This is a genomic window from Veillonella sp. HPA0037 (assembly GCF_000411535.1).
GTDB lineage: Bacteria > Bacillota > Negativicutes > Veillonellales > Veillonellaceae > Veillonella > Veillonella atypica.
This window is the reverse complement of record NZ_KE150483.1, coordinates 1,260,560-1,284,715: the sequence shown is the minus strand read 5'-3', so window position 1 is coordinate 1,284,715 and position 24,156 is coordinate 1,260,560. Positions and strand designations below refer to the sequence as shown.

At 43.3% G+C, this 24,156-nt stretch carries 17 protein-coding genes and 1 pseudogene; all 18 read left to right on the top strand.

Going from position 1 to position 24,156, the window contains the following annotated elements:
- The first annotated feature begins 24 nt into the window (after positions 1–24).
- The 18 genes and pseudogenes from HMPREF1477_RS05985 (at position 25) to HMPREF1477_RS05900 (ending at position 24,154) form a co-directional block, all read left to right on the top strand.
- Positions 25–384, top strand: coding sequence for a CGGC domain-containing protein (locus tag HMPREF1477_RS05985; protein ID WP_016476200.1), 360 nt, complete (start codon positions 25–27; stop codon positions 382–384).
- 38 nt (positions 385–422) lie between these two features.
- On the top strand, positions 423–1,556 hold the full coding sequence (locus HMPREF1477_RS05980) for a M48 family metallopeptidase (protein ID WP_016476199.1): 1,134 nt from the start codon (positions 423–425) through the stop codon (positions 1,554–1,556).
- 151 nt (positions 1,557–1,707) lie between these two features.
- Complete coding sequence (locus HMPREF1477_RS05975; RefSeq protein ID WP_016476198.1) at positions 1,708–2,772, top strand: ABC transporter substrate-binding protein; 1,065 nt, start codon at positions 1,708–1,710, stop codon at positions 2,770–2,772.
- An 81-nt stretch (positions 2,773–2,853) separates the two neighbouring features.
- A complete protein-coding gene (locus HMPREF1477_RS05970) occupies positions 2,854–3,804 on the top strand; it encodes an ABC transporter substrate-binding protein (protein WP_016476197.1) in 951 nt (316 codons plus the stop codon).
- 549 nt (positions 3,805–4,353) lie between these two features.
- On the top strand, positions 4,354–4,965 hold the full coding sequence (locus tag HMPREF1477_RS05965; protein ID WP_016476196.1) for a MotA/TolQ/ExbB proton channel family protein: 612 nt from the start codon (positions 4,354–4,356) through the stop codon (positions 4,963–4,965).
- Complete coding sequence (locus tag HMPREF1477_RS05960; RefSeq protein WP_005376414.1) at positions 4,962–5,366, top strand: biopolymer transporter ExbD; 405 nt, start codon at positions 4,962–4,964, stop codon at positions 5,364–5,366. The genes HMPREF1477_RS05965 and HMPREF1477_RS05960 overlap by 4 nt, the downstream gene beginning before the upstream one ends.
- A gap of 4 nt (positions 5,367–5,370) precedes the next feature.
- Positions 5,371–6,114 carry an energy transducer TonB gene (locus tag HMPREF1477_RS05955; RefSeq protein ID WP_016476195.1) on the top strand — a complete coding sequence of 248 codons (744 nt, stop codon included), beginning with the start codon at positions 5,371–5,373 and terminating at the stop codon, positions 6,112–6,114.
- Between the two features lie 153 nt (positions 6,115–6,267).
- Entirely contained in the window at positions 6,268–8,214 is a 1,947-nt protein-coding gene (locus HMPREF1477_RS05950) for a TonB-dependent receptor (protein WP_038148095.1), read from the top strand.
- Between the two features lie 133 nt (positions 8,215–8,347).
- Complete coding sequence (locus HMPREF1477_RS05945; RefSeq protein ID WP_016476193.1) at positions 8,348–10,333, top strand: TonB-dependent siderophore receptor; 1,986 nt, start codon at positions 8,348–8,350, stop codon at positions 10,331–10,333.
- Between the two features lie 42 nt (positions 10,334–10,375).
- Positions 10,376–11,329 (top strand): ABC transporter substrate-binding protein, encoded by a 954-nt coding sequence (locus tag HMPREF1477_RS05940; RefSeq protein ID WP_016476192.1) that lies wholly within the window; start codon positions 10,376–10,378, stop codon positions 11,327–11,329.
- Positions 11,322–12,359, top strand: coding sequence for an iron ABC transporter permease (locus HMPREF1477_RS05935; protein ID WP_016476191.1), 1,038 nt, complete (start codon positions 11,322–11,324; stop codon positions 12,357–12,359). The genes HMPREF1477_RS05940 and HMPREF1477_RS05935 overlap by 8 nt, the downstream gene beginning before the upstream one ends.
- 59 nt (positions 12,360–12,418) lie before the next feature.
- Positions 12,419–13,204: pseudogene (locus tag HMPREF1477_RS05930) on the top strand (ABC transporter ATP-binding protein); the annotation flags it as partial.
- A gap of 54 nt (positions 13,205–13,258) precedes the next feature.
- Positions 13,259–14,188, top strand: a complete 930-nt coding sequence (locus tag HMPREF1477_RS05925; RefSeq protein ID WP_016476189.1) for an ATP-binding protein — start codon at positions 13,259–13,261, stop codon at positions 14,186–14,188.
- 2 nt (positions 14,189–14,190) lie between these two features.
- A complete protein-coding gene (locus HMPREF1477_RS05920; RefSeq protein WP_016476188.1) occupies positions 14,191–16,242 on the top strand; it encodes a VWA domain-containing protein in 2,052 nt (683 codons plus the stop codon).
- A 3-nt stretch (positions 16,243–16,245) separates the two neighbouring features.
- Complete coding sequence (gene cobN, locus HMPREF1477_RS05915; protein ID WP_016476187.1) at positions 16,246–19,869, top strand: cobaltochelatase subunit CobN; 3,624 nt, start codon at positions 16,246–16,248, stop codon at positions 19,867–19,869.
- 1 nt (position 19,870) lies between these two features.
- Positions 19,871–20,782 carry an ABC transporter substrate-binding protein gene (locus HMPREF1477_RS05910; RefSeq protein WP_016476186.1) on the top strand — a complete coding sequence of 304 codons (912 nt, stop codon included), beginning with the start codon at positions 19,871–19,873 and terminating at the stop codon, positions 20,780–20,782.
- Positions 20,783–20,811: 29 nt separating this feature from the next.
- Positions 20,812–22,671: a TonB-dependent siderophore receptor gene (locus HMPREF1477_RS05905; RefSeq protein WP_016476185.1), complete on the top strand. Its 1,860-nt coding sequence runs from the start codon at positions 20,812–20,814 to the stop codon at positions 22,669–22,671.
- 166 nt (positions 22,672–22,837) lie between these two features.
- Positions 22,838–24,154, top strand: a complete 1,317-nt coding sequence (locus HMPREF1477_RS05900; protein ID WP_005380091.1) for a pyridoxal phosphate-dependent aminotransferase — start codon at positions 22,838–22,840, stop codon at positions 24,152–24,154.
- The last annotated feature ends 2 nt before the right edge of the window (positions 24,155–24,156 follow it).

Below are 24,156 nucleotides of genomic sequence, written 5' to 3'. Positions count from 1 at the left end.
ATGTATGTTACCTAAGGAGGGTTTATGTCTAAGAAGATTGCAGTTCTAGTGAACGAAGACACAATGCAACGTTGTTCTTGCGGTGGTTGTCTTAAGGCATATATGAATAAAGTGGATTCTTTCGAGCGCTATGCTGATGAGGATACTGAGCTGGTTGGTTTTACCCATAGCGGTGGCGATTTGGAGAAGAAATTGGCTTCTTTCAAGAAAAATGGTGTTACTACCATTCATCTTTCCACCTGTACGCGTGGTAAGAATGATAATTATGAAAGCATAGCTCGCCAATGCGCGGCAGCTGGGTTTGATGTTGTTGGGTACACTCATGGTGGTGCTGTATCTAAAGATGGTAAGGTGGCTATTGAGCTTGTTGGTGAATCTAAGTAAGACTGCGTTTATTTTGAGAGACAATGAGAGGTTCAAATATGAATAAGAAAATTAAATCTTTGGTACTAGCCGCTGTGATGGGGCTTTCATTAACAACAGTTGCCGTAGTACCAACAACGGTAGAGGCTGCTTCTGCGGGGGCTGCACAAACGTTAATTGGTGGTGCAGTGGCGTATGCATATGTATCCACGGCTTTCAATAAAATGGATAATTCTAAGGAAGGCCAAGAACAAAGCTTAGCTCGTGCAAAGAAACAAACTGGCTATTTAGAGGATAGTGCGGCACAAGCACGGGTGCAACGCATCATGAAGACCTTAGAGGCTTCGCCTAGCGTCAAGCGTTCGTATGTGGTGTACGCAAATCCTAGCGATGATTTCAATGCGTTCGCTACGGTTGGTCGCGTGATGTCTGTTAACAAGGGCGCTTTGGATCTATTAGATGATGATGAGCTCGCTTATGTTATGGCTCATGAAATTTCTCATGGCGAGCACAAGGACATTGTCAATGGTCTCAAGAAGCAAGTAGGTTTATCTACAGCGGTGAGCCTTGCTGCTGGCGGTGGCGGTAATGCGGCTATTTTGTCCAATATTGCTGGTAATTACATGGAGAACCAAGTATTCACGATGGGCCAAGAAAAGGCGGCTGACGAATTGGGCTTTAAAATTTTGAGCGAGTCTCCTTACAATGTGGGCGGTGCTGCTGCTTCTATGGCGGTGCTTCGTAATAAATATGGTGATTTGTACCGTGAAGGTTTGAACCAAGTATTTAGCCCTAACAATCACCCTAAGACGAGTAGCCGTGTAAAGGACAATATTGATCGCATGTATACCTATTCTGGCAATCACGTTACGGTCGATAATGGCGTGGTATTTGTGAATGGCGTGAATATCTATAGCCCTGCCAATAGTGGTCGCTATACGGGCGAAGAACGAGCTTATTTCATGGCTGGTAAATTGGCGCGCTTGTACCATAATGGTCAAATTCAGCCAGGTGGTGCATCTTATGATGGACCTACTGTGACCGTGGCAGGTCGTTCTATTGTCACAACTCCTAATGCTGATGTGGCCCTTATGGTTGCTACCAATTTAAATAATTCCTTTGTGAAAGCCGCAGGCCCTGCGAAAGGCAAACAAGCAGCAAAAACAAACAAGAAAAAAGCTAGTAAGAAATAGTTAAATAAGCAGCGAGACCAAGTAAAAAAGTTAGTAAGAAATAGTTAAACAAGCATATAGTATGACAGCGAAATACCTTATGTTGTAGTAGTTTGTGCTTTTACCAAAGAAATCGTATGACTCGTAAGTGATATACGGAGAGAGACCGCTTATGAAGAAGATAAAATGGATTGTACTACCATATATAGTCATGGGCATTTGTATTGCCATAGGTTTAGTTATCGGCATGGCGCCAGAGTTGTTAGGTGATGTTATACCGAGGCATGGTGTGATAGGTCGGATGTTAACGGCTGCGAATCACCGAAAGATTCAAGATAGTCAACATACAGAGATGGTCGTGCCGGATTATGTGCGCCGCGTCGTTACCTTGGGAACCGGAACGGTGGACTTGGTTGGTGCTGCTGGTGAGCCCTATGTTGTAGCCACCGATGGGTCTCCCTATGTCTCTAGTACAGAGATAAAGGGCCGTGTACAGCCTACGGTGGAGTCTATAAAATCCTATGAACCAGATGTGGTTGTAGCTCCAGAGACGACGCCGCCAGGATTAGTGGCATCGTTGCGCGCTGCCGGTATTCCTGTGTTTATTTATACGCTGAAAGATAGCTTAAAGGATGTAACCCTTAATACGAAGCAAGTGGCTAAGCTATTTAACAGTACAAGTGCAGAATCTTCGATTAATAGTTCTGTTATGCATGTCAAAAAACAGATGGAGTCTCATAAAAATGATGTGAAACCGGTGATTGTGTTATATAATCCGACGCATGGTGTGTATCGCTCTGGTGTACTTCGGGATATGATTGAAATGATTCATGGCATCGATGGTGCAGGTAACTTGAAAATCATAGAGCGTGGTAAGGATCCTAATGTTCTATCTGATGTTTGGGACTATCGGGCGAGCTATCCTACTTTCAACATGCAAGAAAACATGGGCACAAAAGCGGATTTGATTCGCATCAATCCTGATGTTATTTTTGTGCCTACCATATATTCGGTCAAACAACCTGAGTATAAGCAGGATATAGATGCCATTATGCATGATCCGGAGCTACAGAATATAACAGCTGTGAAAAAGGGCTATGTGTATCCTATTAATGACATGCACATCATGAGCTATTCATCGTGGATGTATTATGAAATGGAACAGATGTCGAAATGGTTGTATGGCGATTGGTCGTATAAGAATTATGTAAAATACCAAAGTGTGCCAGCTAATTAACGATATAGTTCTTATATTGTTGCTGCTAGTTTACAGTGTATTGCATGATGAGATTTTTTTGAAAGCATAGGAGGAGAGCTTATGCAATTACGTCGTTTGATGATTGTTTTGGCTATTTGTATTGTCGGGCTGGTGGTAGCAGCTCTTGGTATGTACCGTTCTTGGCAAAACTTTACAAGTGGGGGCCTATTCGGCATATTAAGCTCTCACGGGCACTATATGATGGTGGATGGAACCAGTACAACGGTTACATTAGATCATAAGGCAGAGCGTATCGTCGCCGTAGGGCCTAATGTGGCGGATTTGGTGAGCGAATTGGCCGGTGATTCCGTAGTGGCTACTACCGCAGCACCGTATCAAGTGACTAATACCGTTAAGCAACGGGTGGCGCCTGATGTGAATGCTATTGTGGCGTTAAAGCCAGATATTGTTATCATTGAAGATGGCGCTGAATCCATAGAACTCGTTAGTCCATTGCGAGAAAAGGGCGTTAAGGTAGCATTATTAAGAGCGCCTGCGACTGTGAAAGACGTAGAGGACCAGACGCGTAATGTAGGTAAATTACTAGGCCGTGAAAGCAAGGCGGACAGCCTCATAGCGACGATGATGAACTACATCCGCGATACAGAATCGCTTCGTTTTGCGCACCGCGACGATCCAAAGCAGACCGTTGCTGTGTATAATGAAAACGGATTATATGGTAAACCGAAAACCTTGATCGCCGATATGCTCACCTATGTGGGCGTAGATAATGCAGCTGCTAAGAGCGGAGTGAAACAATCTTACTTTGGTACAAAGGCAGACCTTATTAAGGCCGACCCTGATGTTATCATTGTACCGATGGACATACATGCACCGGATTATAATCGCGATGCAATCTATGCCAATTACTATAATGACCCTGCATTGGCAAATTTGAAAGCTATTAAAAACAAAAAGGTAGCCATCGTGTCTACGGATGCCCTGTTGGCCAAGAGTTACCATATTGGACGAGGTATTTATACAATAGCTCAAGTGGTGTATGCAAGATAGTGTATTGATAAGTAAGATACTGTTTAAGTATCATTATTTCGTAGCGAGAGGATGCATATACATAAGTTTTAGTATGATGATATAACGGTGTCATAGGATAGTTTAAACGAATGGTTATGCAGGTATGAATAATATTCATAAAATTGTATAGAATTAATAAATATGTACTTGATAGAGGTATTATGTTCAGCCTCTTAGTATGCTAAGAATTTAGATAATATCTGTATAGGCAGTCTATAGAAAACATTTCTATAGACTGCTTTTTTTTATATGTATTGAGAGCAGATAAATAATTTTTAGCATGAGAATTATTAGTGTTTTTATATAATAGACAAATGTATGTATTCAATAGAGAAATTAGTAATTATAAAAATACATAGAGTAAAATATCATACCTATACAGGGTATAGGTTTATTGTGCTACGTATTTGTTTATGAAATAATAAAATAACTTAGTGTTAATCGTAATATAACGATTAATACAGATTACATTTGTGTTTTATACGCAGTAGAGTACAAATTTATAATTATAAGTTTGAGGAGGTTATTATGGAGTATGCAATTCATCTTTTTAATGCGGGTGGCGTAGTCATGTATCCGCTAGTTTTATTTATGTTGGCAGCATGTACGATTTTATTTGAGCGAATTCGTATGTATCGTCGCATTGACACTGAAATTCAACAATTAGCAGATAGCATTGAAGCAGGTCGTAATGCGAATGATTGGATTGCATTAGAACAAGCGATTAAGAATAATGATGATGCGCTTAGTCAATTTGTAACACCGATTGTTGATTCCGTATATAACTTTGAAGGCTTAGAAAACCGCCTTCATGATGTAGTAGGGTATATGGATGAACGTTTAAAACGCGGTCTTAACTGGCTCAGCATGATGGTTACTATGGCTCCATTACTAGGTCTATTGGGTACTGTAGTCGGTATGATTCGCTCATTCGCTGCTGTTGGTGGCGATATCGGTGCCCCTACCGTTATTACTGGTGGTGTATCCGAAGCGTTGATTGCGACTGCTACAGGGCTTTCAGTAGCCATCGTAGCATTAGCTATCCACAGCTGGTGCACAAGTAAAGTAAATTATGATATTGCAAAATTGGAACAACGCTTAGGTTCTATCTTGGATTTATATATTAGGAGTCAACGATGAAACGTAGTTCAGTAGGGATACAAAAAGAACCTACCATCATGATTATACCTATGATTGATATTGTATTTTTCTTGCTCGTATTTTTCATGATGAGTACGTTATATATGAATACAGAGGAACAAATTCCGCTCAATTTGCCAAAGGCCTCTGCATCAACGGCAAAAACGATTGAGCCGATTACGATTTCGCTCACAGCTACTCATAAGATGTATTTGAACGAACGTGAAATTAGACCTGATGATTTGGGCAATGAAATTCAAGGCATCGTTGCGAAGGAACCACAACAAGCTTTTATCGTCCGTGCATCTGAAGATATTGCGTATAAGGATGTTATTAGCATTTTGGATAATCTCAAGATGAGTGGTGCTCGATTTGTCAGCGTAGCGACAGAACGGAAGTGATCATATGGTGAGTAAACGATATGGCATTCCTTTTATCGCTGCATTGGTGGTCAACTTAGCATATTGGGGTGTTGTAGGCGATTTGTTCGGCCATTTAAAACCACCAGAAACGCCAAAGAAAGATTTGGTCATCAATCTTGACATGGTGCAACCGGAACCCCCTGAGCAGGAGAAGAAACAGCAAGAGAAAATTGTCTCTGATGATAAAGAAAATGCTGCGGGTGGTAAGTCAGGTAGTGTATTACCGGATTTATCGGGAAAACCGACACCGGGCTTGCAAAATCTTAACCCTTATCTAGGTGGCGATGAAGCGGCTAGTGTAAATCTACATGGGAATACAGATAATCCAGTGGGTGTTCCCGGCGATGGTGATACATCAGGTCCGGGTGGTGGCCCCGTTGGCAATGGTGGTAAAGCAAATGACGGCCCTGGTACACAGAGCGGCAATCCTGGGACTAGTGATACGGAAGGTTCGGGATACTTTGATGTTTCCGGTTATCGTGCTAGTTTAGATGCCAATAAAGTCATGCCAGCACAAGCTGTACGAAGAGGTATTACAGGGACAGTCACCATTAGGGTTTATTTTGATGGCGAAGGTAATTATGTAAGGGCTGAAATTGAGAGGAGTAGTGGTTCTAGCCTTCTTGATAATGATGCATTGGCACTGGCGGCTAGGTCCGGTGGTGCTACAAATACGACCGGAGAACCTAAATCAGACGTTTTTTATATAAGATATGAATTTGAATAATGATTATATTTTGAATGAGCCTAAATTGAATTAAATGGATTACAGTTTATATAGGGGATATGAGAAGGTTCATATCCCCTACAACCAAATTCCCACTGTAGTTCGGAGGCTACAAATTAACAGAATTAACATAGTTTTAATAAAACATAGAGGATGATGAATGAAATGAATAAACGTGTATATGTGGCCACAATGATGGCGTTACTTAGTATGAGTGTAAATGGTTATGCGGTAGATATGACAACTAATCAGAATCAAGAGTCGTCCAATGTAATCAATGTTACCGCTAATCGCACAGCCCTCCTAGATTTGGACACACCTGTAGCGATGAATGTAATCACACCTGAGGATTTAAAAAATAGTGGTGCTACCACTGCCTTTGATGCGGTCGCTACGGTGCCAGGGGTGACAATTAATTCCTACGGTGCCGGTGGTGCCGATTTTGGCGGCATGGATAGCCGTACGAATATACGTGGACTTGATCGAGGGGCCCTTGTTCTCGTCAATGGCGTGCCTATGAATCTCAATGGTAAGGGCGGTCTCGGTTCTATTCCTACGAGTGCTATAAAACGTATCGAGGTGGTGAAAGGCGCCGCTTCTACATTGTATGGTGCAGAGGCATTAGGTGGCGTTATTAATGTCATTACTAAGACCCCATCTACAGAGGGCGGTTCTGCTACGGTTGCCGTAGGCAATGAGGGGGCTAAACGCTACGATGTGACTTATGGAACCGATAGATTTATCGTTGGCATCGATCGAAAATACTGGGGCACACAGGACCCATCTACACCGGTTCGCTACGATTATGCCGGTACTAAACATTACGATTACTATAGTACTCGCAATAAGGGCAATTCGTTGGGTCTATTTATGAGCGGTAAGCTTTCAGATAAGGTAACCTTGAATTTCAACCGCGCTGAAAGTAAATCTTCTTTTGGCCTAATCAGTACGGAAACGAATCCTGTTAACCAAGCAAGACATTCTACAACGTATAACTATAAGGATGACCGCAATAATGCATCCTTAATTTATAAGGACAAGGGGACTACCGGAACCTTGTTTTATAATGACCGTACGATGCGTGGTACGAGCCGGGTGCACAATACGTCCCAAGTTAAGGCAACTGAAACAAGCTATCGCGCACGTCAATATGGTTTTGATGTACAGCATGAATGGGATTTTAGAGATGGTAAGGACTATTTAATCGCAGGTGTTACGGGTAAACAAGAAATCTATCATGCAACGGCTGTACCTGTGTATATCCATCCGAAACGCAATAGTTATGCCGTATATGGTAGTTATTCTTATGAAATCAATCCTAAATGGACGTCCATTTTAGGATTGCGTTATACCGTAATCGATGATCCAATTAAAGATCAGCATGTATTGACTCCTCAATTCCAATTGTTGCACTCTATCAATAAACAATCCTCCATGTATGTGAACGTAGGGAAAGCTTTCACAATGCCTAGCTTGAGCGATACATTCCGCAGCGTTAGCCGTCGGTATACAGCGGTAAGCAGCAAAAATCTCAAACCAGAAGAGGGTTGGAACTATGAAATTGGGTACAAGCGGATTAACAAAAAGGATGATTGGAAGGTTGATGTGTTCTATATGGATTTCAAAAACTTCTTCCAATGGCAACCGGATGCAAATGGTCGACCTTTGGTGCGCGTAAATGGCGGGAAATTCCGTAACGTGGGCATCGAAGCCGAATATGGTAGACGTTTATCCGACCGCCTCAAATGGAACGTGAGTGGTTCCTATTCTAATCCAAGACAAAAGGAAATGAATGAAAATTATTGGAAACAAGCGGCCCCTAAATTGCAATTCACTACAGGCATTCGCTATGAAAGCCCAACGTGGGAAGCAGGCACATCCTTTAGCTTTGTTACCAAACGGTTGCGCAATCGAGATGGTGGCTTAAACCCTAATATTGCCCTTTGGAATGCATACGTAGGCTATCATTTCAATAAAGATGCAACACTTCGTCTAGATGCACGCAATTTGTTAGACCGTCACAACGTTATCACCAATGGGGATTATGAATACTGGGGTGACCCATTCACATATGAATTGAGTTATACACAAAAGTTCTAATATTTATTTGTAGAGATTTATATAAAATCCAGTACTGATAGGGGGTATGGGTTTTGTGCAGTCCTTTTAAATGTGTAATAATACAATTATGTAGTTTTTATGAATAATTAGTGTGTATTACGAGGGATTTGTTATGAACACTCTTAAGAAACGACGGACTTCTGTACTTATAGGATTGGCTTTGATGGGATTATCTGTGCATGCATATGCAGCGGATGTAACGGCTACGGCAGATACTCCTACTACGGCAGCATCTACTGAAGTAAATGGCGCACCTGAAAGCCATGTCATTAATGTAACAGCTAATCGGATGGCGTTGTTGAACCTAGATACGCCGGCAGCGATGGATGTTATTACGGACAAAGATATCATGAATAGCGGTGCTAAAAATGCCTTTGATGCGGTGAACATGGTGCCTGGTATTACATCTTTCTCCTATGGTGCATCTGGCCTTGAATATGGTGCCATGGATAGTCGGGTCAATATTCGTGGATTAGAACGAGGTTCACTCATTCTCGTCAATGGCGTACCGATGAACCTTAATGGTAAGGGTGGTCTTAGCTCTATTCCAACAGGTTCTATCGCCCGTATCGAAGTGTTGAAAGGCGCCGCTTCTGCTTTATATGGTTCTGATGCGATGAGCGGCGTTGTTAATGTCATTACTAAAACACCTACTAAAGAAGGTGGCTCTGCTACTATTGGAGTAGGCAATATGGGTAGTCAAACCTATAAAATCAACTACGGCACGCCGCGTTTCTTGATTGGTATAGAACGGGGATTCTTTGGTAAACAAGATCCGTCTACACCAGTTCGTACAGATTCGGTGAGTCACCCTCGTGGGTATGAATACTATACAGCACGGGATAAGGGGAATTCCTTAGGTATATTTATGAGCGGCAAATTGAGCGACAAGGTAACATTGAACTTTAGCCGCTTTGAAGGTAAATCGGCCTATGCTCAGTTGAGTACTGAAAGCAATGCGACGAATCGCAATCGCCACTCTACAACATATGCATATGATGATTCTAAGAACAATGCGTCCTTGATTTATAAGGATGGAAATACGACGGGCACACTCTTCTATAATGATCGAGATTTGAAGGGAAAAAATCGTAAACATAGTCTTCCATCCTATACATCTAATGATAGTAACTATATTGCTCGTCAATATGGTTTTGATGTACAACACGAATGGGATTTTAGAGGTGGTAAGGATTATCTAATTGCCGGTGTATTGGGTAAACGTGAAACGTACCGCACTACATCAGGTCCTGTATATGCAAGTCCTCATCGTCATAGCTTAGATTTTTATGGTAGTTATTCCTATCAAATCAATCCTACATGGAGTACCGTTGTTGGATTGCGGTATACGGACATCAAGGATCCTGTAAAGAATCAACATGTGTTGACACCACAATTCCAATTGAATCACCGTATCAATAAAGAATCCTCTGTATATATGAATGTAGGCAAAGCTTTTACCATGCCTAATCTAAGCGATACATTTAAAACGGTAAACCGACAATATCAATCGGTTAGCGGGCGCAATTTGAAGCCTGAAGAAGGTTGGAACTATGAATTGGGCTACAAGCACATTACCGATAAAGATAGTTGGAAAGTAGCTGCGTTCTATATGAATTTCAAGAATTTCTTCTCTTGGAAACCAGATAGCAATGGCCGCAATACGATTCGCGTCAATGGTGGTCGCTATAGAAATGTGGGCATTGAAGCCGAATATGGTCGCAAGTTGACGGACCGATTAAAGATGTCCATCGGTGCATCCTATTCGAATCCAAAGCAAATGGAAATCGACAAAAACTACTGGAACCAAGCTAATCCAAAATTACAATTTACAGGGGGCATTCATTACAATAGTTCCACTTGGACCGCTGGATCTAGCATCAATTTTGTAACAAAACGGATGAAGAACCGCGACGGCGGCATCAATCCAAATCTTGTAGCGTGGAATGCGTATGTAGGGTATCAGTTCAATGAAAATTCTTCTGTACGACTCGATGCACGTAATTTATTGAATCGCCACAATGTTATTTCCAACGGTGATTGGGAATATTGGGATGAGCCATTTAATTATCAACTCAGCTACACACAAAAATTCTAGATTACTATAATTCTCTATTAGAACTATACAAGGAGTATCATCATGAACAAGAGCATTGCGTATCTTATATGTTTGGTGATACTCCTTTTTGTAGTTGTAACGGGGTGCGGTCCTCAAGAGGAATCTCAGGTGATACCTCATGCGCGTTATGTTGAAAGTTATGATGGGGTTCGCGTAGCGGTGCCTGAACATCCGAAGCGTATTTTGGCATTGTCTTCTGCATCGGATACGATCCTATTAGGTCTGGTAGAACCGAATCGTTTGGTGGGTATTAATAAATTGTCTACCTATGAGGAGTATTCTTTAGAGGCGAAGCGTGCCAAGTTGGTCAAACCTGTTATGAGTTCCTATCCGTTAGAGAAAATCATCGCCTTGGACCCCGATCTTGTCATAGCGCCTGATTATACGAGCGCAGATGTTATTGAAGGCTTACGCCATATGGGCATACCTACTGTTGTAGTGCCAACTGGAACTACGGTGGAGTCGGTGATTAAGAATGTGACGGACATTGCTCATATTGTGGGGGAAGATGAAAAGGGGCAGTTTTATGAACAGAAGATTCGACGTGAATTAGCTGAGATGAAACGCCTTAGTGAATCGATTGCACCAGAGGAACGTAAAAGCGTTCTCTTCGTATCATCCATGGATGGATACACGGGAACGGACAGCCTGTTTGATGATATGTGTAAATACATGAGTATCTATAATGCGCCGAATCTCCTCGGTTTACCGCCACGGACACCCTTTGGGGATGAACGCGTGTTAGCTATGGATCCAGATTATATATTTATTCCGTCCTATAAGGGCATGGATAAGAATTTAGCTAGTCGATATCTTGATAATCCGGCCTTTCAAAATATGCCGGCTATACGAGAAAACCGTGTGAAAGCCTTGCCAGCGGCGTACTTATATACAATGAATCAACACATTGGTGAGGCGATGCTAGCTATTATGCATACTGTGTATCCTCAGTTAGAAAGGAATTCTCATGACTAAACAGAAACAACGAATCGTGGCAATTGCCATAATTGGTGTATTGCTGTGTATTGTGAGCTTACTAGCGCTCCATGTAGGGACGATTATGATCCCTATCGGTGGGGGAATGCAAAGTATTTTAAATGGTATGGGCATACCGGTACATTTTACGGAGCCTATTACAGCTGAACAAGAGGCGGTATTGTGGTTTATCCGCATGCCACGCCTCATCATTGGCCTTCTCGTAGGCGGTGCACTCGCATTGTCTGGTGCCGTTATGCAAGGTGTTTTTTCGAATCCATTGGCAGACCCTGGTATTATGGGTGTATCCGCAGGGGCATCTCTTGGTGCGGTTATCGCCATTGCTCTCGGCGTAACATCTCTTGGCATGTTTTATATGCCTGCTTTTGCCTTTATTGGGGCTTTTGTATCTGTGGGGATCACTATTATTTTAACCTTGCGCAATAATAAATTAGATACGACGACCTTATTACTGGCTGGCGTTGCTGTTAGCATGTTACTCGGTGCTTTTACATCCGGCATTTTGACGATGATCAACGAATACCGATTGCGTGAATTCCTATTCTGGATGGTCGGTGGCCTTGATTTCCGTCGTTGGGATCATGTGGCACTAGCAGTAGGGCCTATCGTGACAGGCAGCATTATTTTGATGATGCTTGGCCGTCATCTTAATGTGCTCGTTTTGGGTGATACTGAGGCTCGTGCTTTGGGCTTACCTGTTATGGCATATCGTATGTTGTTCCTGTTCTTATCATCTGTGGTTACGGCTACTGCCGTATGCGTCAGTGGTTCCATTGGCTTTGTAGGCCTTGTGGTCCCTCATATTGTACGCCTCTTGGTAGGACCTGATCACCGGATACTGTTGCCTATGGCGGCCGTTGGAGGGGCATTATTCCTCGTATTTTGTGATACATTGGGGCGCGTTATAGCACAACCTATTGAAATTCGCGTTGGCATCATGACCGCTCTCTTAGGGGCACCATATTTCTTATATTTGCTTCATCGTTTGCGTAGTAAAGGAGGAGCCTAATGAAATTAGATGTTCAATCCCTATCTGTTACATTAGGGGAAAACGCTATTCTAAAGGACGCGTCCTTTTCTATTGATAGTGGTGAATTCGTTGGCATTATCGGCCCTAATGGTTCTGGTAAAACGACGCTATTAAAGACCTTGCGCGGCCTGTATCCTATCTCTGGTGGTCAGGTTTTGTGGGATGGTAAAAGCATCGCTTCCTTAAGCGATAAGGAAATTGCTCATCATGTGGCATATATGCAACAGTCCGTCAACGTTTCTTTTGATTATGAAGCCATCGATATTGTAATGACAGCACGCTATCCTTATTTAAAATGGTGGCAACAAGAAGGCCCAGACGATAAGGCCATTGTGGAAAAAGCGATGAAAGAGGTAGGCGTGTATCACCTGCGACATCGGTCTGTGCAAAACCTTAGTGGTGGTGAACGACAACGGGTATTCCTAGCGAAGGCACTAGCACAACAAACCGAGGTGTTGTTACTAGATGAACCGACAGCAGCCCTCGATTTGGTGTACGCCGATGATATCTTTCACGAAGGGCGTCGATTATGCGACGAAGGCAAAACGATTCTAATCGTCGTTCATGATTTAGAATTAGCTGCTAAATATTGCACTAAGCTTGTCTTAGTAAGCGATGGTCACATTGTAGATGTAGGGACGCCGAGAGATGTGTTGACGGCGGAAAATTTACGGAACGCATTCCGTTTATCTGCTGCGGTCTATGATGATCCGTACTTTAAACAACAACGAATATTCGTATTCCCTAAGGGCACTACGAATATTGATGACTTTAAACAAACAGGTGGTAGTACAGACATATCTATCGATCCTGAGTTGAAATAAAGGTTCTGTCTTGAGTTGAAATAAGATGTTTCTATCCTAAATGAGGTTAGGCTTATGTTATATCCATTTACTGCTATTGTGGGGCAAGAGGACATGAAATTAGCCCTGTTACTCAATGCTATCAATCCATCCATTGGTGGTGTATTAATTGAAGGTGAAAAGGGCACTGCTAAATCTACGGCGGTTCGTGCACTAGCGAATCTGTTACCTCCTATGGAACTAGGGGCTGATGCAATGACTGTTGTAGAATTACCTATCAATGCGACAGAGGATCGTGTGGTAGGGTCTATTAATTTAGAAAAGGCCTTACAGGACGGGGTGAAAGCCTTTGAACCGGGTATTCTACAGGCTGCCCATCAAAATATTCTCTATGTAGATGAGGTCAATCTCTTAGATGACCACATTGTAGATATTTTACTCGATGTAGCTGCTATGGGTGTGAATACGGTAGAGCGTGAAGGGGTGAGTCATTCCCATCCGTCTCGTTTTATCCTCGTAGGCACGATGAATCCAGAAGAAGGCGACCTTAGACCTCAACTATTAGATCGCTTTGGTCTATCCGTCATGGTCTATGGGGAACATGATCCAGCACAGCGTATGGAGGTTATCAAGCGCCGTCTAGCCTTTGGTGACAATCCAGATAGTTTTATTGAATCATATGCTGAGTCAGAACATGATTTGCGCGAACGTTTGTTACAAGCTCGTCAGTTGTTATCGAGTATCACACCAACGGATGATGTATTGTTAAAAATTGCGAGCATCAGCATTGGTGTCGGCGTTGATGGTCATCGCCCAGATATTACGATGATGCACACCGCTCGCGCTCATGCAGCCTTTCACGGGCGATATCAAATTACGGATGATGACCTTAAGGTGGCCGCCCGTTTAACATTGAAACATCGGTTACGTCGATTACCTTTTGAAGAGCAAGGCCATGATGAAGACCGTATTGATGCAGTGGTAACTGCAGTGCTCGAGGGCTAATTATGGGTACATCTGTGCAAGAGGCCCTCAAAATAGGCCTTGTAAACAATCAGATTCATACTCTCGTTATTTCTGGTGGTACTGGTGTGGGTAAAAGTTATATCCTTCGTCAGTGCCTCGAGGCGTGGCGAATCCCTTATCGTTTGATACCCATTTATGTAGAAAATTCACAATTACAAGAGACTATCGATTTTGAAGCGTCCCTAGAGCAGGGCAAGATGATTATGTCCGCAGGTCTTTTAGATGACACTAGCACTCGATGTTGGGTTGTCGATGATGGGCACGTTCTATCAACTGAGGTTCGTCATGCCTTATTAGTAGAGGCGAAGCGACGTCAAATACTGCTCATCATGACTATCAATCATGAAGATAGAACACTAGATGATGCGGAGTGGGAACTCGTCGATGTGCATGTATCTATGGCTGCACCTACACTAGAATCTCGTATAGCTGTGTTGCAACAAAATCGAGAAGAAATCCTATGTGGTGAAGCATCTATAGCAGGGGGTAATCAATCAGACTTGGACGATGCCTTATGTGAGGAGGAAACTAGTTCAATAGATGTTATTTCAGCTGAGGATATGTTATCTCTCATAGCTACTAAACGAGTTCAGAATATTGCTGTTTCGGATGCTATGCTTTCACTAGCCATATCCTATGCACTACAAGCACGCACTGTAGGGCATGGTGCAGAATACGTATTGCTGCAAGTTATGAAATCGTTAGCAATCCTAGATGGCAGCTCATACTGCAAGCCCATCCATGCAGACCGAGCCGCTTTATATGTTTTGCCCCATCGTATGAAGCGAGATGAAGTATCAGAATCTCAATCATCACAAGGGGATAATGGAAGCAGTACAAACGACCAAAATCAGTTACAGAAGAATACTGAAATAGCAGAGGACTCTGATGTAGATAACTCGAGTAATTCGGGTGGAGAAGATTCTAATGGTGATGAATCCAATCCCAATGAATCAGATAATTCCAATAATGATATAAGTGGTACCGAAGATGGAGCGTCTAATCAAGACGTATTCGGCAACGCTAATCAAGAAGAAACTAGCGGCACTAATGACGCTAACCCTAAGGAACCTGATAGTTCTGATTCAAGAAGCACTGATGCTGATGTATCTAACGGGCTATCTTCTGTATCTTTGCCTGATACTGTTGCCCGTATAGCTAACCAGATGTTTCATTGGAAATTACAGTCTTATAAGACGGTAGACCGCCAGTATCGTAAGGGTTCTGGTCGTCGCCTCATGACTAAAACAAAGGACACTCGAGGCCGCATGATTCGAGCCTATCAAGATGAACATGCTCTTGAGGACTTGGCCTTAGTCGATACATTGCGAGCGGCAGCACCCTACCAACGGTTGCGAGCTGCTGTTAAGGTGGAACAAGAAACACAATCTACGCAGTCTCTGCCATTAGAACAACAAGAAGCTAAGGGATTATCTATAGTGATAAAACCACAGGACTATCGCCGTAAAGCTCGAGAAAAACGTGTTGGCGCATATCAGCTCTTTGTGGTGGATGCGAGCGGTTCTATGGCGGCGCGTCATCGCATGGAGGCCACGAAATCCGCTATTTTGAGCCTCTTGCGTGATTCCTATATTCACCGTGACTCAGTAGGGCTCATTGCTTTTCGCAAGGAATCGGCAGAGGTGTTATTGCCGTTCACGCGTAGCGTAGAGCGGGCAGAGCGACTATTAGCCTCTATGCCTACAGGTGGTAAAACGCCATTAGCTCACGGTTTACGCATGGCCTACACCATGTGCGATAGATTGTTGCGTGCCCATCGGGCAGAACGCATTCAGATTATATGTATCACCGATGGACGTGCTACGTCGGGGGACTTAGAGAATCCCGTAGCAGAGGCCAAACAATGGGCTCGTATTCTTGGGACCTTGCCTGTAGACTGTATCGTTATTGATACGGAAACGGGCTTTATCAAGCTAGGCCTTGCTAAGGAATTATGTAAATTAATGAATGGCAGTTATTACGCCATGGATACTATTACGGCGGATGGTATATTACGAGTATCGCGGAGGTAGATCATGAGTCGTCTCATGTATATTTCTAATTTAGGAAAACAAATCCAATATATAGAAAAGGCTGTTGCCACCTATCCTGAATTAATACAGGGTGAGGTGGACATCTGTAATATGAAAAAACAGCCACTTTGGGATGAGGATTTTGAAAGCCGCCTACGCGCTGCAGATGTCGTTCTCGTAACGAATATGGGGGTTGGCTTAGATTCGCCATTTTTAGAACGTCTAGAGCGTTGGCTATATGCGCATCATCCTAAGTATTGGATTGATGTGGTAGAGCCTAAGAAAACAGATATTCTCTATCGCAATATAGACGAAAATCAACGGAGATTTCTTGAAAGCTATCGCCGCACCAGTGGCGTCATGAACTATGTGCGCCTTATTAACGGTGCTTTCAGTACAAAACCAATCTCCGAATGGGAGGAACCTGATCACATTCCGTGGCAAGCCATCATGGGCCGCGATGGAAATATCTACGTAACCTATGATGAGTTCATGGAGGCCGAAGGAAATCCAGATTGGCCGTCCATCGCGGTGTATTTCTATCGCGACGAATGGATTATGGGGGATATTGAGTATCAACAGGCCTTATTCGAAGAGATTTATAAACATCAGTACAACCCGATTATTTTTTATGGGCAGTATGGCTCGAATCCTCGTGTAGGCATTCCTAATATGAAGCTGTCCATGAACTATCTCTTTGGTAAGGATGTATTTCCCTTTGATGTGCTCATAAATACTTGTAAATTCTCCTATCAGTCCTTAGGGGCGCAAACTTTGGAGGAATTAAAGTTACAGGATGTGCCTATTATTCAGGGCTATACCATATACATGGATGAGAAAACCTGGGCTGCGGACCCGCAAGGCGTGACGCCTTTGGACGTGAATTTATCTATATCACAACCTGAGCTCGATGGCGTCATTCAGGGTGGCGTCGTGGCGTGTCAAACCTTTGATGAGCGTGGTCACTATGTGTATCTACCTGTAAAAGAACGCATCGGTGCTATTGTAGAGCGGGCCATTAAATGGTCTAAATTACGACATATTCCAGCATCGGAGCGAAAGGTAGCCATTATTTTGCATAACTATCCGCCTAAAAACTCTAATATTGGATCCGCCGCAGGTCTAGATACACCTGAATCGGTACGACGACTATTACAGCGTATGCAAGATGAGGGCTATACCGTAGATACTGTGCCAGAAACGAGTGCAGAGTTGATGGATATAGTCACATCTCATATGACGAATGACAGGTCTATGCTCACTGATGAGCTCTTAGCTTCTGCAGAAGGGCGTTTGAGTAGTGCTGATTACAAAGCATATTTTGAAACGCTGCCAGAAGATACGCAAAAGTCTATGATCGAGTCTTGGGGCGCGGCGCCTAGAGATGTATTCGTCTACGATGATGAGGTTATTATCCCTGGATTTTCCAATGGGAATCTATGGATTACAGTGCAACCACCTCGTGGTTTTGGGGAGAATGTATCTGCCATTTACCACGATCCCTGTTTGCCACCACCGCATCAATACTTGGCCTTTTACCATTGGGTAAGAACTGTATTTGAAGCGGATGCGGTCATCCATGTCGGTACCCATGGCTCCTTAGAATGGCTCCCAGGTAAGGGAGCAGGCCTCAGTGCTAGTTGCTATCCTGAAATTGGTATATCCTCGTTACCTAATATTTACCCGTACTGGACGACTATTATTGGTGAAGGTATCCAAGCTAAGCGGCGTAGCTCCGCTTGTTTAGTGGGGCATCTGTCGCCACCGATGACGACGGCTGGTCTATATGATGAGTTTGAAGAACTAGAAGCCTTACTCGATGAACATAGTCATTTTGAGCAAGAGCATCCTGAGAGTGTATCGGATATAGAGAACGTGATTCGAGAGAAAGCCATGGCGTGTCATCTCATCGATGAAGAACAAGGCGCTACGATGGAGATGGACGATCTTATTACAGCTGTCCATGAAAAGTTAAGCGACCTAAAGCATATGCAGATGAGAAATGGCTTGCACATTTTAGGGCAGGGACCTGAAGGTGTAGATCTAGAGGAATTTATTACCGCCATTGTACGGACGCCACAAGGGGATATTGCATCGGGTCTTGAAATCTTAGCCGAAGAATTAGGTTATGATTGGTCCTATATAGAGCGACATGCAGGGGACGTAAATAACGAGGGGATTCGTTATAGTCACATCATTGATCAAATTTGGAATGAACTGCGTGCGTTTGTAAGGTATGTGGTGAATACACCAAATTATACAGTACCAGAACGGCTAGCGCCTTTGGCCGCAGTCATTGTGCGCGAGTACATACCTAAATTAGGGCAAACAAAGAATGAGATTATATCCATTTCGCAGGGCTTGCAGGGAAAATATGTTGAACCAGGCCCTGGTGGGGCTCCTTCCAGCGGTCAAGTTGATGTATTGCCTACGGGGCGGAACTTCTATGGCCTCGATGAACGGGCACTACCCACAAAGATTGCTTATCAGCTAGGGATAGACTTGGCAGACCAAGTCATTGCTGACTATATCTTAAATGAACAACGGTACCCTGAAACGGTAGGCATCATTCTCTGGGCTAGTAGCAACTCTAGAAGTCACGGCCAGTGTTTAGGGGAATTTCTTTATTTATTAGGCGTTCGCCCTAAATGGCAGTCCAATGGTCGCATTTCAGGCCTAGAGGTGATTCCTTTAGAAGAATTACAACGGCCTCGTATCGACGTAATGGGGCGCATCAGTGGCCTCATTCGAGATATGATGCCTACTGCCATTAGTTGGCTCGACAAGGCTGTTGAACTGGTGGCAGACTTAGATGAACCACTAGAAGATAACTATGTGAAAAAGCATATTCACGATGATGTAGAGTGGCTCGTGGAGCAAGGTGAGGATCCTTTGTTGGCTACTAAAAAGGCGCGACTCCGTATCTTCGGTGACCCGCCACAGGCCTATGGCACCGGTGTAGGTGCTTTGATAGAAGGCAAAAACTGGCAGTCCGTAGAAGATATTGCGCAAGTGTATAGCAAGTGGAGTAGCTTTCACCTGCATCAGGATATTCCTCAGGATATGAGGCTATTCCAGCGTCGATTAACGACCATGGATGTGACTATTAAGAATGAAGATAATCGGGAAACTCATATTTTGAGTGCTGACGATTATTATAGCTATCATGGTGGTCTCATTGCAGCAGTGCGGACTGCAAAGGGCAGTGCGCCTCGCGCCTATGTGGGGGATAGCACCGACCGTAGCCGCGTTGTGATGCGGTCCTTGTCGGATGAGCTGCGTCGCGTTGTGCAAGGGGAAACACAAAACCCGAAATTCATTCAAGCTATGATGAATCATGGTTACAAAGGTGCATCGGATATGTCCAATGTAGTATCCCATAGCTTTGGTTGGGATGCGACGAGCGATATAGTGCCCGACTGGGTCTATGAAGGTTATGCTAACAAGTATGCTTTAGATACAACGGTGCAAGACTGGATGCGTGATGTAAATCCGTGGGCCTTGCAGCGCATTGCGGAAATTTTGTTAGAAGCCGCTCAACGTGGCTACTGGGATGCATCTCCAAAGATGCTAGAGAATTTGCAGTCCTTATATATTTCCATAGAAGGTGTTATAGAAGGTCGTTAGTATGAAACAAAGAATATCTATTATATGTACCATAGTCATGATGGTACTTCTGGTGTTCGGCTGTGGTCCTAAACAGCTGGAAACTACGGGCGCTACACATCAGGTGACGGATGGCACAGGCACTGTTGTTACGGTGCCGACTGAACCTAAGCACATCGTTCCTATTGCTGCTAGCACAGAGGATATAGTCCTATCCTTGGTTGATCCAAGCCGCGTAGCCGCTGTTGGTACGGTACCTAATAATGTGCCCGACGCGTCGGCTAAGGTAGAGAAACATGTGAAAGCATCTGCTGAGTCCATGCTCTCAGTACAGCCAGATTTAGTATTAGTACCCAATTGGATGTCTCCAGATGCGATTGGGGAAATGCGCAATATGCAGATTCCTGTTTATGTATATAAAACGCCTACTACGGTAAAAGAAGCAAAAGCTACTATTCATGAGATTGCTGGGCTATTACATGCATCTGATGAATCCATGATTGCCAGCATGGATGCAGATTTGAAAACTGTAGAAGAATTGGCCAATAAGCATAGTGGAGAACGTCCTTTGGTAGCGTTTTATTCCCAATTTGGTTTAACAGGCGGCAAGGGTTCAACCTTTGATGATATGTGTAACTATTTGAAGGTAACCAATGCGGCCGCTCAAATAGGATTAGGCCCTTTTGATAATGGGACGAGAGAGGATTTAATAAAATCTAACCCTGATATCATTTTTATTCCTTCTGTGGCCTATACATCAGATGGCACTACGCCAGCAACGGCAGAGCAGCTTTACTCTGATCCTGCTTTGCAGGGCGTTAAGGCCATCGCCAATCGTCGTGTGTACCTTGTAGATTCCTCGCAGGTCATGAGTTATTCTCAATTTATGACTCGAGCAATGGTATCTATGGCACAAAATATTTATAGTATGTAATTTATAGTTTGATGTGTGTGGAGGTTTTTATGAAAGTATCAAAGAAACAACGTTTATCTCTATATGTGGGATTAGCTCTTGTATTTGGTAGCACAATTAGTGCACCTAGCGTATTAGCTGTTGATGCACAAGATTCTCATACCATTGTCGTTACTGCAACGCGTAGTGAACAACAGCTTTCACAAGTACCAGCTAGCGTAGGTGTAGTCACAGGCGATGATATCCGCGAACGTCACGCAACTAATATGAATGAAGCGATGCGTATCGTGCCGGGAGTAGATATCAATACGTATGGTGGTGGCGTAGGTTACACGAATTCTAATGCGTTTCGTATCAATGGTTCCGACCAAGTACTATATTTAGTGGACGGCATCAATATGGGCGCGGCTGGCGTGAATCCACCGATGACAATTTTGAAAGATATGTCTAGCATCGACCGCATTGAAGTACAACGCGGTGCCGGTTCTACCTTATATGGTTCTGGCGCTATCGGTGGCGTAGTTAACGTTATCACTGCAAAACCTGAGGAAGGTGTTCAAACTAAGCTTCGCATGATGGGCGGCAGCAATAATCTTGAGCAATACGCGATTACCAATGAAGGTAGCAAAAACGATTGGTACTGGCGCGTAGGCTTGCAAAAGGACATCATTGGTTCTTACAAGGATGGTCATGGGGTGCGCATTCCACAACATGCTAATAGCCATACTGGTTCCTTCATGGTAGGCAACAAAATCAATGACAAAAATGATGTGAAGGTATTCTATGATACATATCGTGGTGATGCGATGTATTCTGACCATATGGGGCGCCTTAATCACATTCGTTACGGTACAGAAGCAAGTGATTCCTTCCGTGCTGTTTGGAATAATAACATCAATAAACGTTGGAGCCATCAATTGTACGTATTAGATAATCATTATAAAACTAAATATGATGGTTATTTAACAGATATTAAGACTCGTGCGTTTGGTGACCAAGTGACGTATAAAGCAAAAGATCATACCGTAGTTGGCGGTATTGATTGGCGTCAAGATAAGGTGCTTAATATGGGTGGTGTAAAACTTACGAACACATCTTACTTCGTACAAGATGAGTGGAAGGTTGCTCCAAAATGGACTGTCATACCAGGTGTTCGCGTTGACCATCACTCTGCATTTGGTACACATACATCTCCATCCATTAGCGTTGGCTACGATGTGAATGCTAAAACGAATGTATATGCAGCGTATAAAGAATACTTCTTGGCTCCTACACCATATCAACTCTTTGATGGCACAAATGGCAACCGCAATTTGAAACCTGAAACAGGTCATGAATGGAGCTTAGGTGTTCATCATAAATTCGGTAAAACTTGGAACAGCAATCTCAGCTTCTTTAGTCGCAGTACAAAAGATAAAATTGGTTGGGTAATGACAAACCCTGCAGCGTTCTCAGGTGAATACCGCAATTTTGATACAGAAAAAGCATATGGCATCAATGCAGATGTCCGTAAACAATTGACGAAACATTTGTCTGCTCGCCTTGGCTATACGTATACACATATCGATGCAACGCCTACGCGCAAAGCTAATCGCGATGGGTATGTTCCTAAACATGCGGTTAATGCAGGTCTCGATTACAACGATGCTAAATGGGATGCTCATTTAGATATTCGCGGTGTCATCGACCGTCCAGGTCCTGCGGCTAATATCTTCCCTCGTACAACATATTGGATTACTGATATCAGTGCTAACTATCGCGTACGTGAAAATGTGACTGTATTTGGTCGAATTAATAACTTATTTGATACATATTATGCAGAACAATCTAGTGTTCGCTATGGCCATGCAGGTGATTGGTGGCCAGGTCAAGGTCGCAACTTCCGCTTAGGTATTGAAGTTACTATCTAATTTGCTGGTTAAGAATAAAAATTGATAAGGCTGTAAGCTACAATGATAAAACTATAGATTTTCTCTTGTAAAAGCACTATAATAGAATGTATCTATATATATCAATGTATGCGTATTACAGCCTTATTTTTGTGTAAGGCGTTTATTTAGAGGAGTTGGATTCTGTATGGAACTACCGGTTTTATCCCCGTATATGATGGCTCGCAAGCCGTCGGGGATCCGCATGGGGCAAATTAAATTTTTAGAGCGAAAGAACCCACCTATTTTGGTTAACGGTTCTATTGGTAATGTTATGCGTCCTATGCATCCCGCCATGCAGCGCCGACTATTTACTCTAGGCGGACCAAATAGTCCTTTCAGTACAGGTATCGTACCCTATGTACCAACAACGGGTACCGATGAATGTCGTGAAGCATTCTTGCATATTTTGCGTAGCCAAGGTTTCGATACAACAGGCCTTAATGTACTCGTTACAGATGGTGCGTCCATGGCGATGGAAATCATCATGCTTGGCGTTTGTGGCGGTGCAGGTGAAGAGGAACGTCCTCTATTGATGTTCAATCCGTCCTACACGAACTACGATGCGGTAGGTCATCGCATTGGTCGTAAAACGGTAACCGTAGAACGACGCCTGAACGAGAATGGCGAATTTGAATTACCATCCATTGAAACCGTGGAAAAACGCATTATAGAAACAAAACCAGGGGCATTGTTGATTATTCCTTACGACAATCCAACTGGTCAACTATTCAGCAAGGAAACTTTGATTGAATATGCATCTTTGTGCGTAAAATATAATTTATGGATTATTTCCGACGAAGCCTATCGTGAATTGGCCTATGAAAAAGGCAAGGAAACATCTAGTATTTGGACATTGACGAATAAGGATGTACCAGGTATCGAAGGTCGTCGTATCAGTCTTGAAACGGCCTCTAAGGTTTGGAATGCTTGTGGCCTTCGCATTGGCGCCATCATTACAGACAATGCGTTGTGCTATGAAAAATCTGTTGCTGAATATACGGCGAATCTCAGTGCTAATACGCTTGGTCAATATATTTTTGGTGCCTTGGCTCATGAAAGCCACGCTGATCTTCATAACTGGTATGAGCAACAACGTGATTACTATCGCGAAATGATTTATGAACTTCACAAGGGATTCAAAGAGGTAGAACCAGATTTCATTATCTCTAATCCAGAAGCGTCCATCTATTTCGTTATCGACGTGCGCAATGTAGCAAAACCTGGCTTTGACGGCGTTGAATTTGCTGCTTGGTGTGCTGAACACGGTCGTGTGACCTTGGATGATGGCAATGACTATACATTGCTCATGGCTCCACTAAACGGATTCTACAGTGGTGCCGATAGGGAACACAATCCTGGTAAGACACAACTTCGCGTATCCTTCTGCGAAAACCCAGATCTTTTAAAACTAGCGCCTGTATTGCTATCTAAACTATTTAGAGCATATGAAGCGCAACGATAAAT

What these genes read in the sequence shown, in the direction of transcription:
- HMPREF1477_RS05940 (WP_016476192.1), top strand. Translation starts at nt 10,376, where the DNA reads ATGAACAAGAGCATTGCGTATCTTATATGTTTGGTGATACTCCTTTTT.
- HMPREF1477_RS05980 (WP_016476199.1), top strand. Translation starts at nt 423, where the DNA reads ATGAATAAGAAAATTAAATCTTTGGTACTAGCCGCTGTGATGGGGCTT.
- HMPREF1477_RS05905 (WP_016476185.1), top strand. Translation starts at nt 20,812, where the DNA reads ATGAAAGTATCAAAGAAACAACGTTTATCTCTATATGTGGGATTAGCT.
- HMPREF1477_RS05920 (WP_016476188.1), top strand. Translation starts at nt 14,191, where the DNA reads ATGGGTACATCTGTGCAAGAGGCCCTCAAAATAGGCCTTGTAAACAAT.
- HMPREF1477_RS05960 (WP_005376414.1), top strand. Translation starts at nt 4,962, where the DNA reads ATGAAACGTAGTTCAGTAGGGATACAAAAAGAACCTACCATCATGATT.
- HMPREF1477_RS05935 (WP_016476191.1), top strand. Translation starts at nt 11,322, where the DNA reads ATGACTAAACAGAAACAACGAATCGTGGCAATTGCCATAATTGGTGTA.
- cobN (WP_016476187.1), top strand. Translation starts at nt 16,246, where the DNA reads ATGAGTCGTCTCATGTATATTTCTAATTTAGGAAAACAAATCCAATAT.
- HMPREF1477_RS05945 (WP_016476193.1), top strand. Translation starts at nt 8,348, where the DNA reads ATGAACACTCTTAAGAAACGACGGACTTCTGTACTTATAGGATTGGCT.
- HMPREF1477_RS05925 (WP_016476189.1), top strand. Translation starts at nt 13,259, where the DNA reads ATGTTATATCCATTTACTGCTATTGTGGGGCAAGAGGACATGAAATTA.
- HMPREF1477_RS05985 (WP_016476200.1), top strand. Translation starts at nt 25, where the DNA reads ATGTCTAAGAAGATTGCAGTTCTAGTGAACGAAGACACAATGCAACGT.
- HMPREF1477_RS05950 (WP_038148095.1), top strand. Translation starts at nt 6,268, where the DNA reads ATGATGAATGAAATGAATAAACGTGTATATGTGGCCACAATGATGGCG.
- HMPREF1477_RS05975 (WP_016476198.1), top strand. Translation starts at nt 1,708, where the DNA reads ATGAAGAAGATAAAATGGATTGTACTACCATATATAGTCATGGGCATT.
- HMPREF1477_RS05910 (WP_016476186.1), top strand. Translation starts at nt 19,871, where the DNA reads ATGAAACAAAGAATATCTATTATATGTACCATAGTCATGATGGTACTT.
- HMPREF1477_RS05955 (WP_016476195.1), top strand. Translation starts at nt 5,371, where the DNA reads ATGGTGAGTAAACGATATGGCATTCCTTTTATCGCTGCATTGGTGGTC.
- HMPREF1477_RS05970 (WP_016476197.1), top strand. Translation starts at nt 2,854, where the DNA reads ATGCAATTACGTCGTTTGATGATTGTTTTGGCTATTTGTATTGTCGGG.
- HMPREF1477_RS05965 (WP_016476196.1), top strand. Translation starts at nt 4,354, where the DNA reads ATGGAGTATGCAATTCATCTTTTTAATGCGGGTGGCGTAGTCATGTAT.
- HMPREF1477_RS05900 (WP_005380091.1), top strand. Translation starts at nt 22,838, where the DNA reads ATGGAACTACCGGTTTTATCCCCGTATATGATGGCTCGCAAGCCGTCG.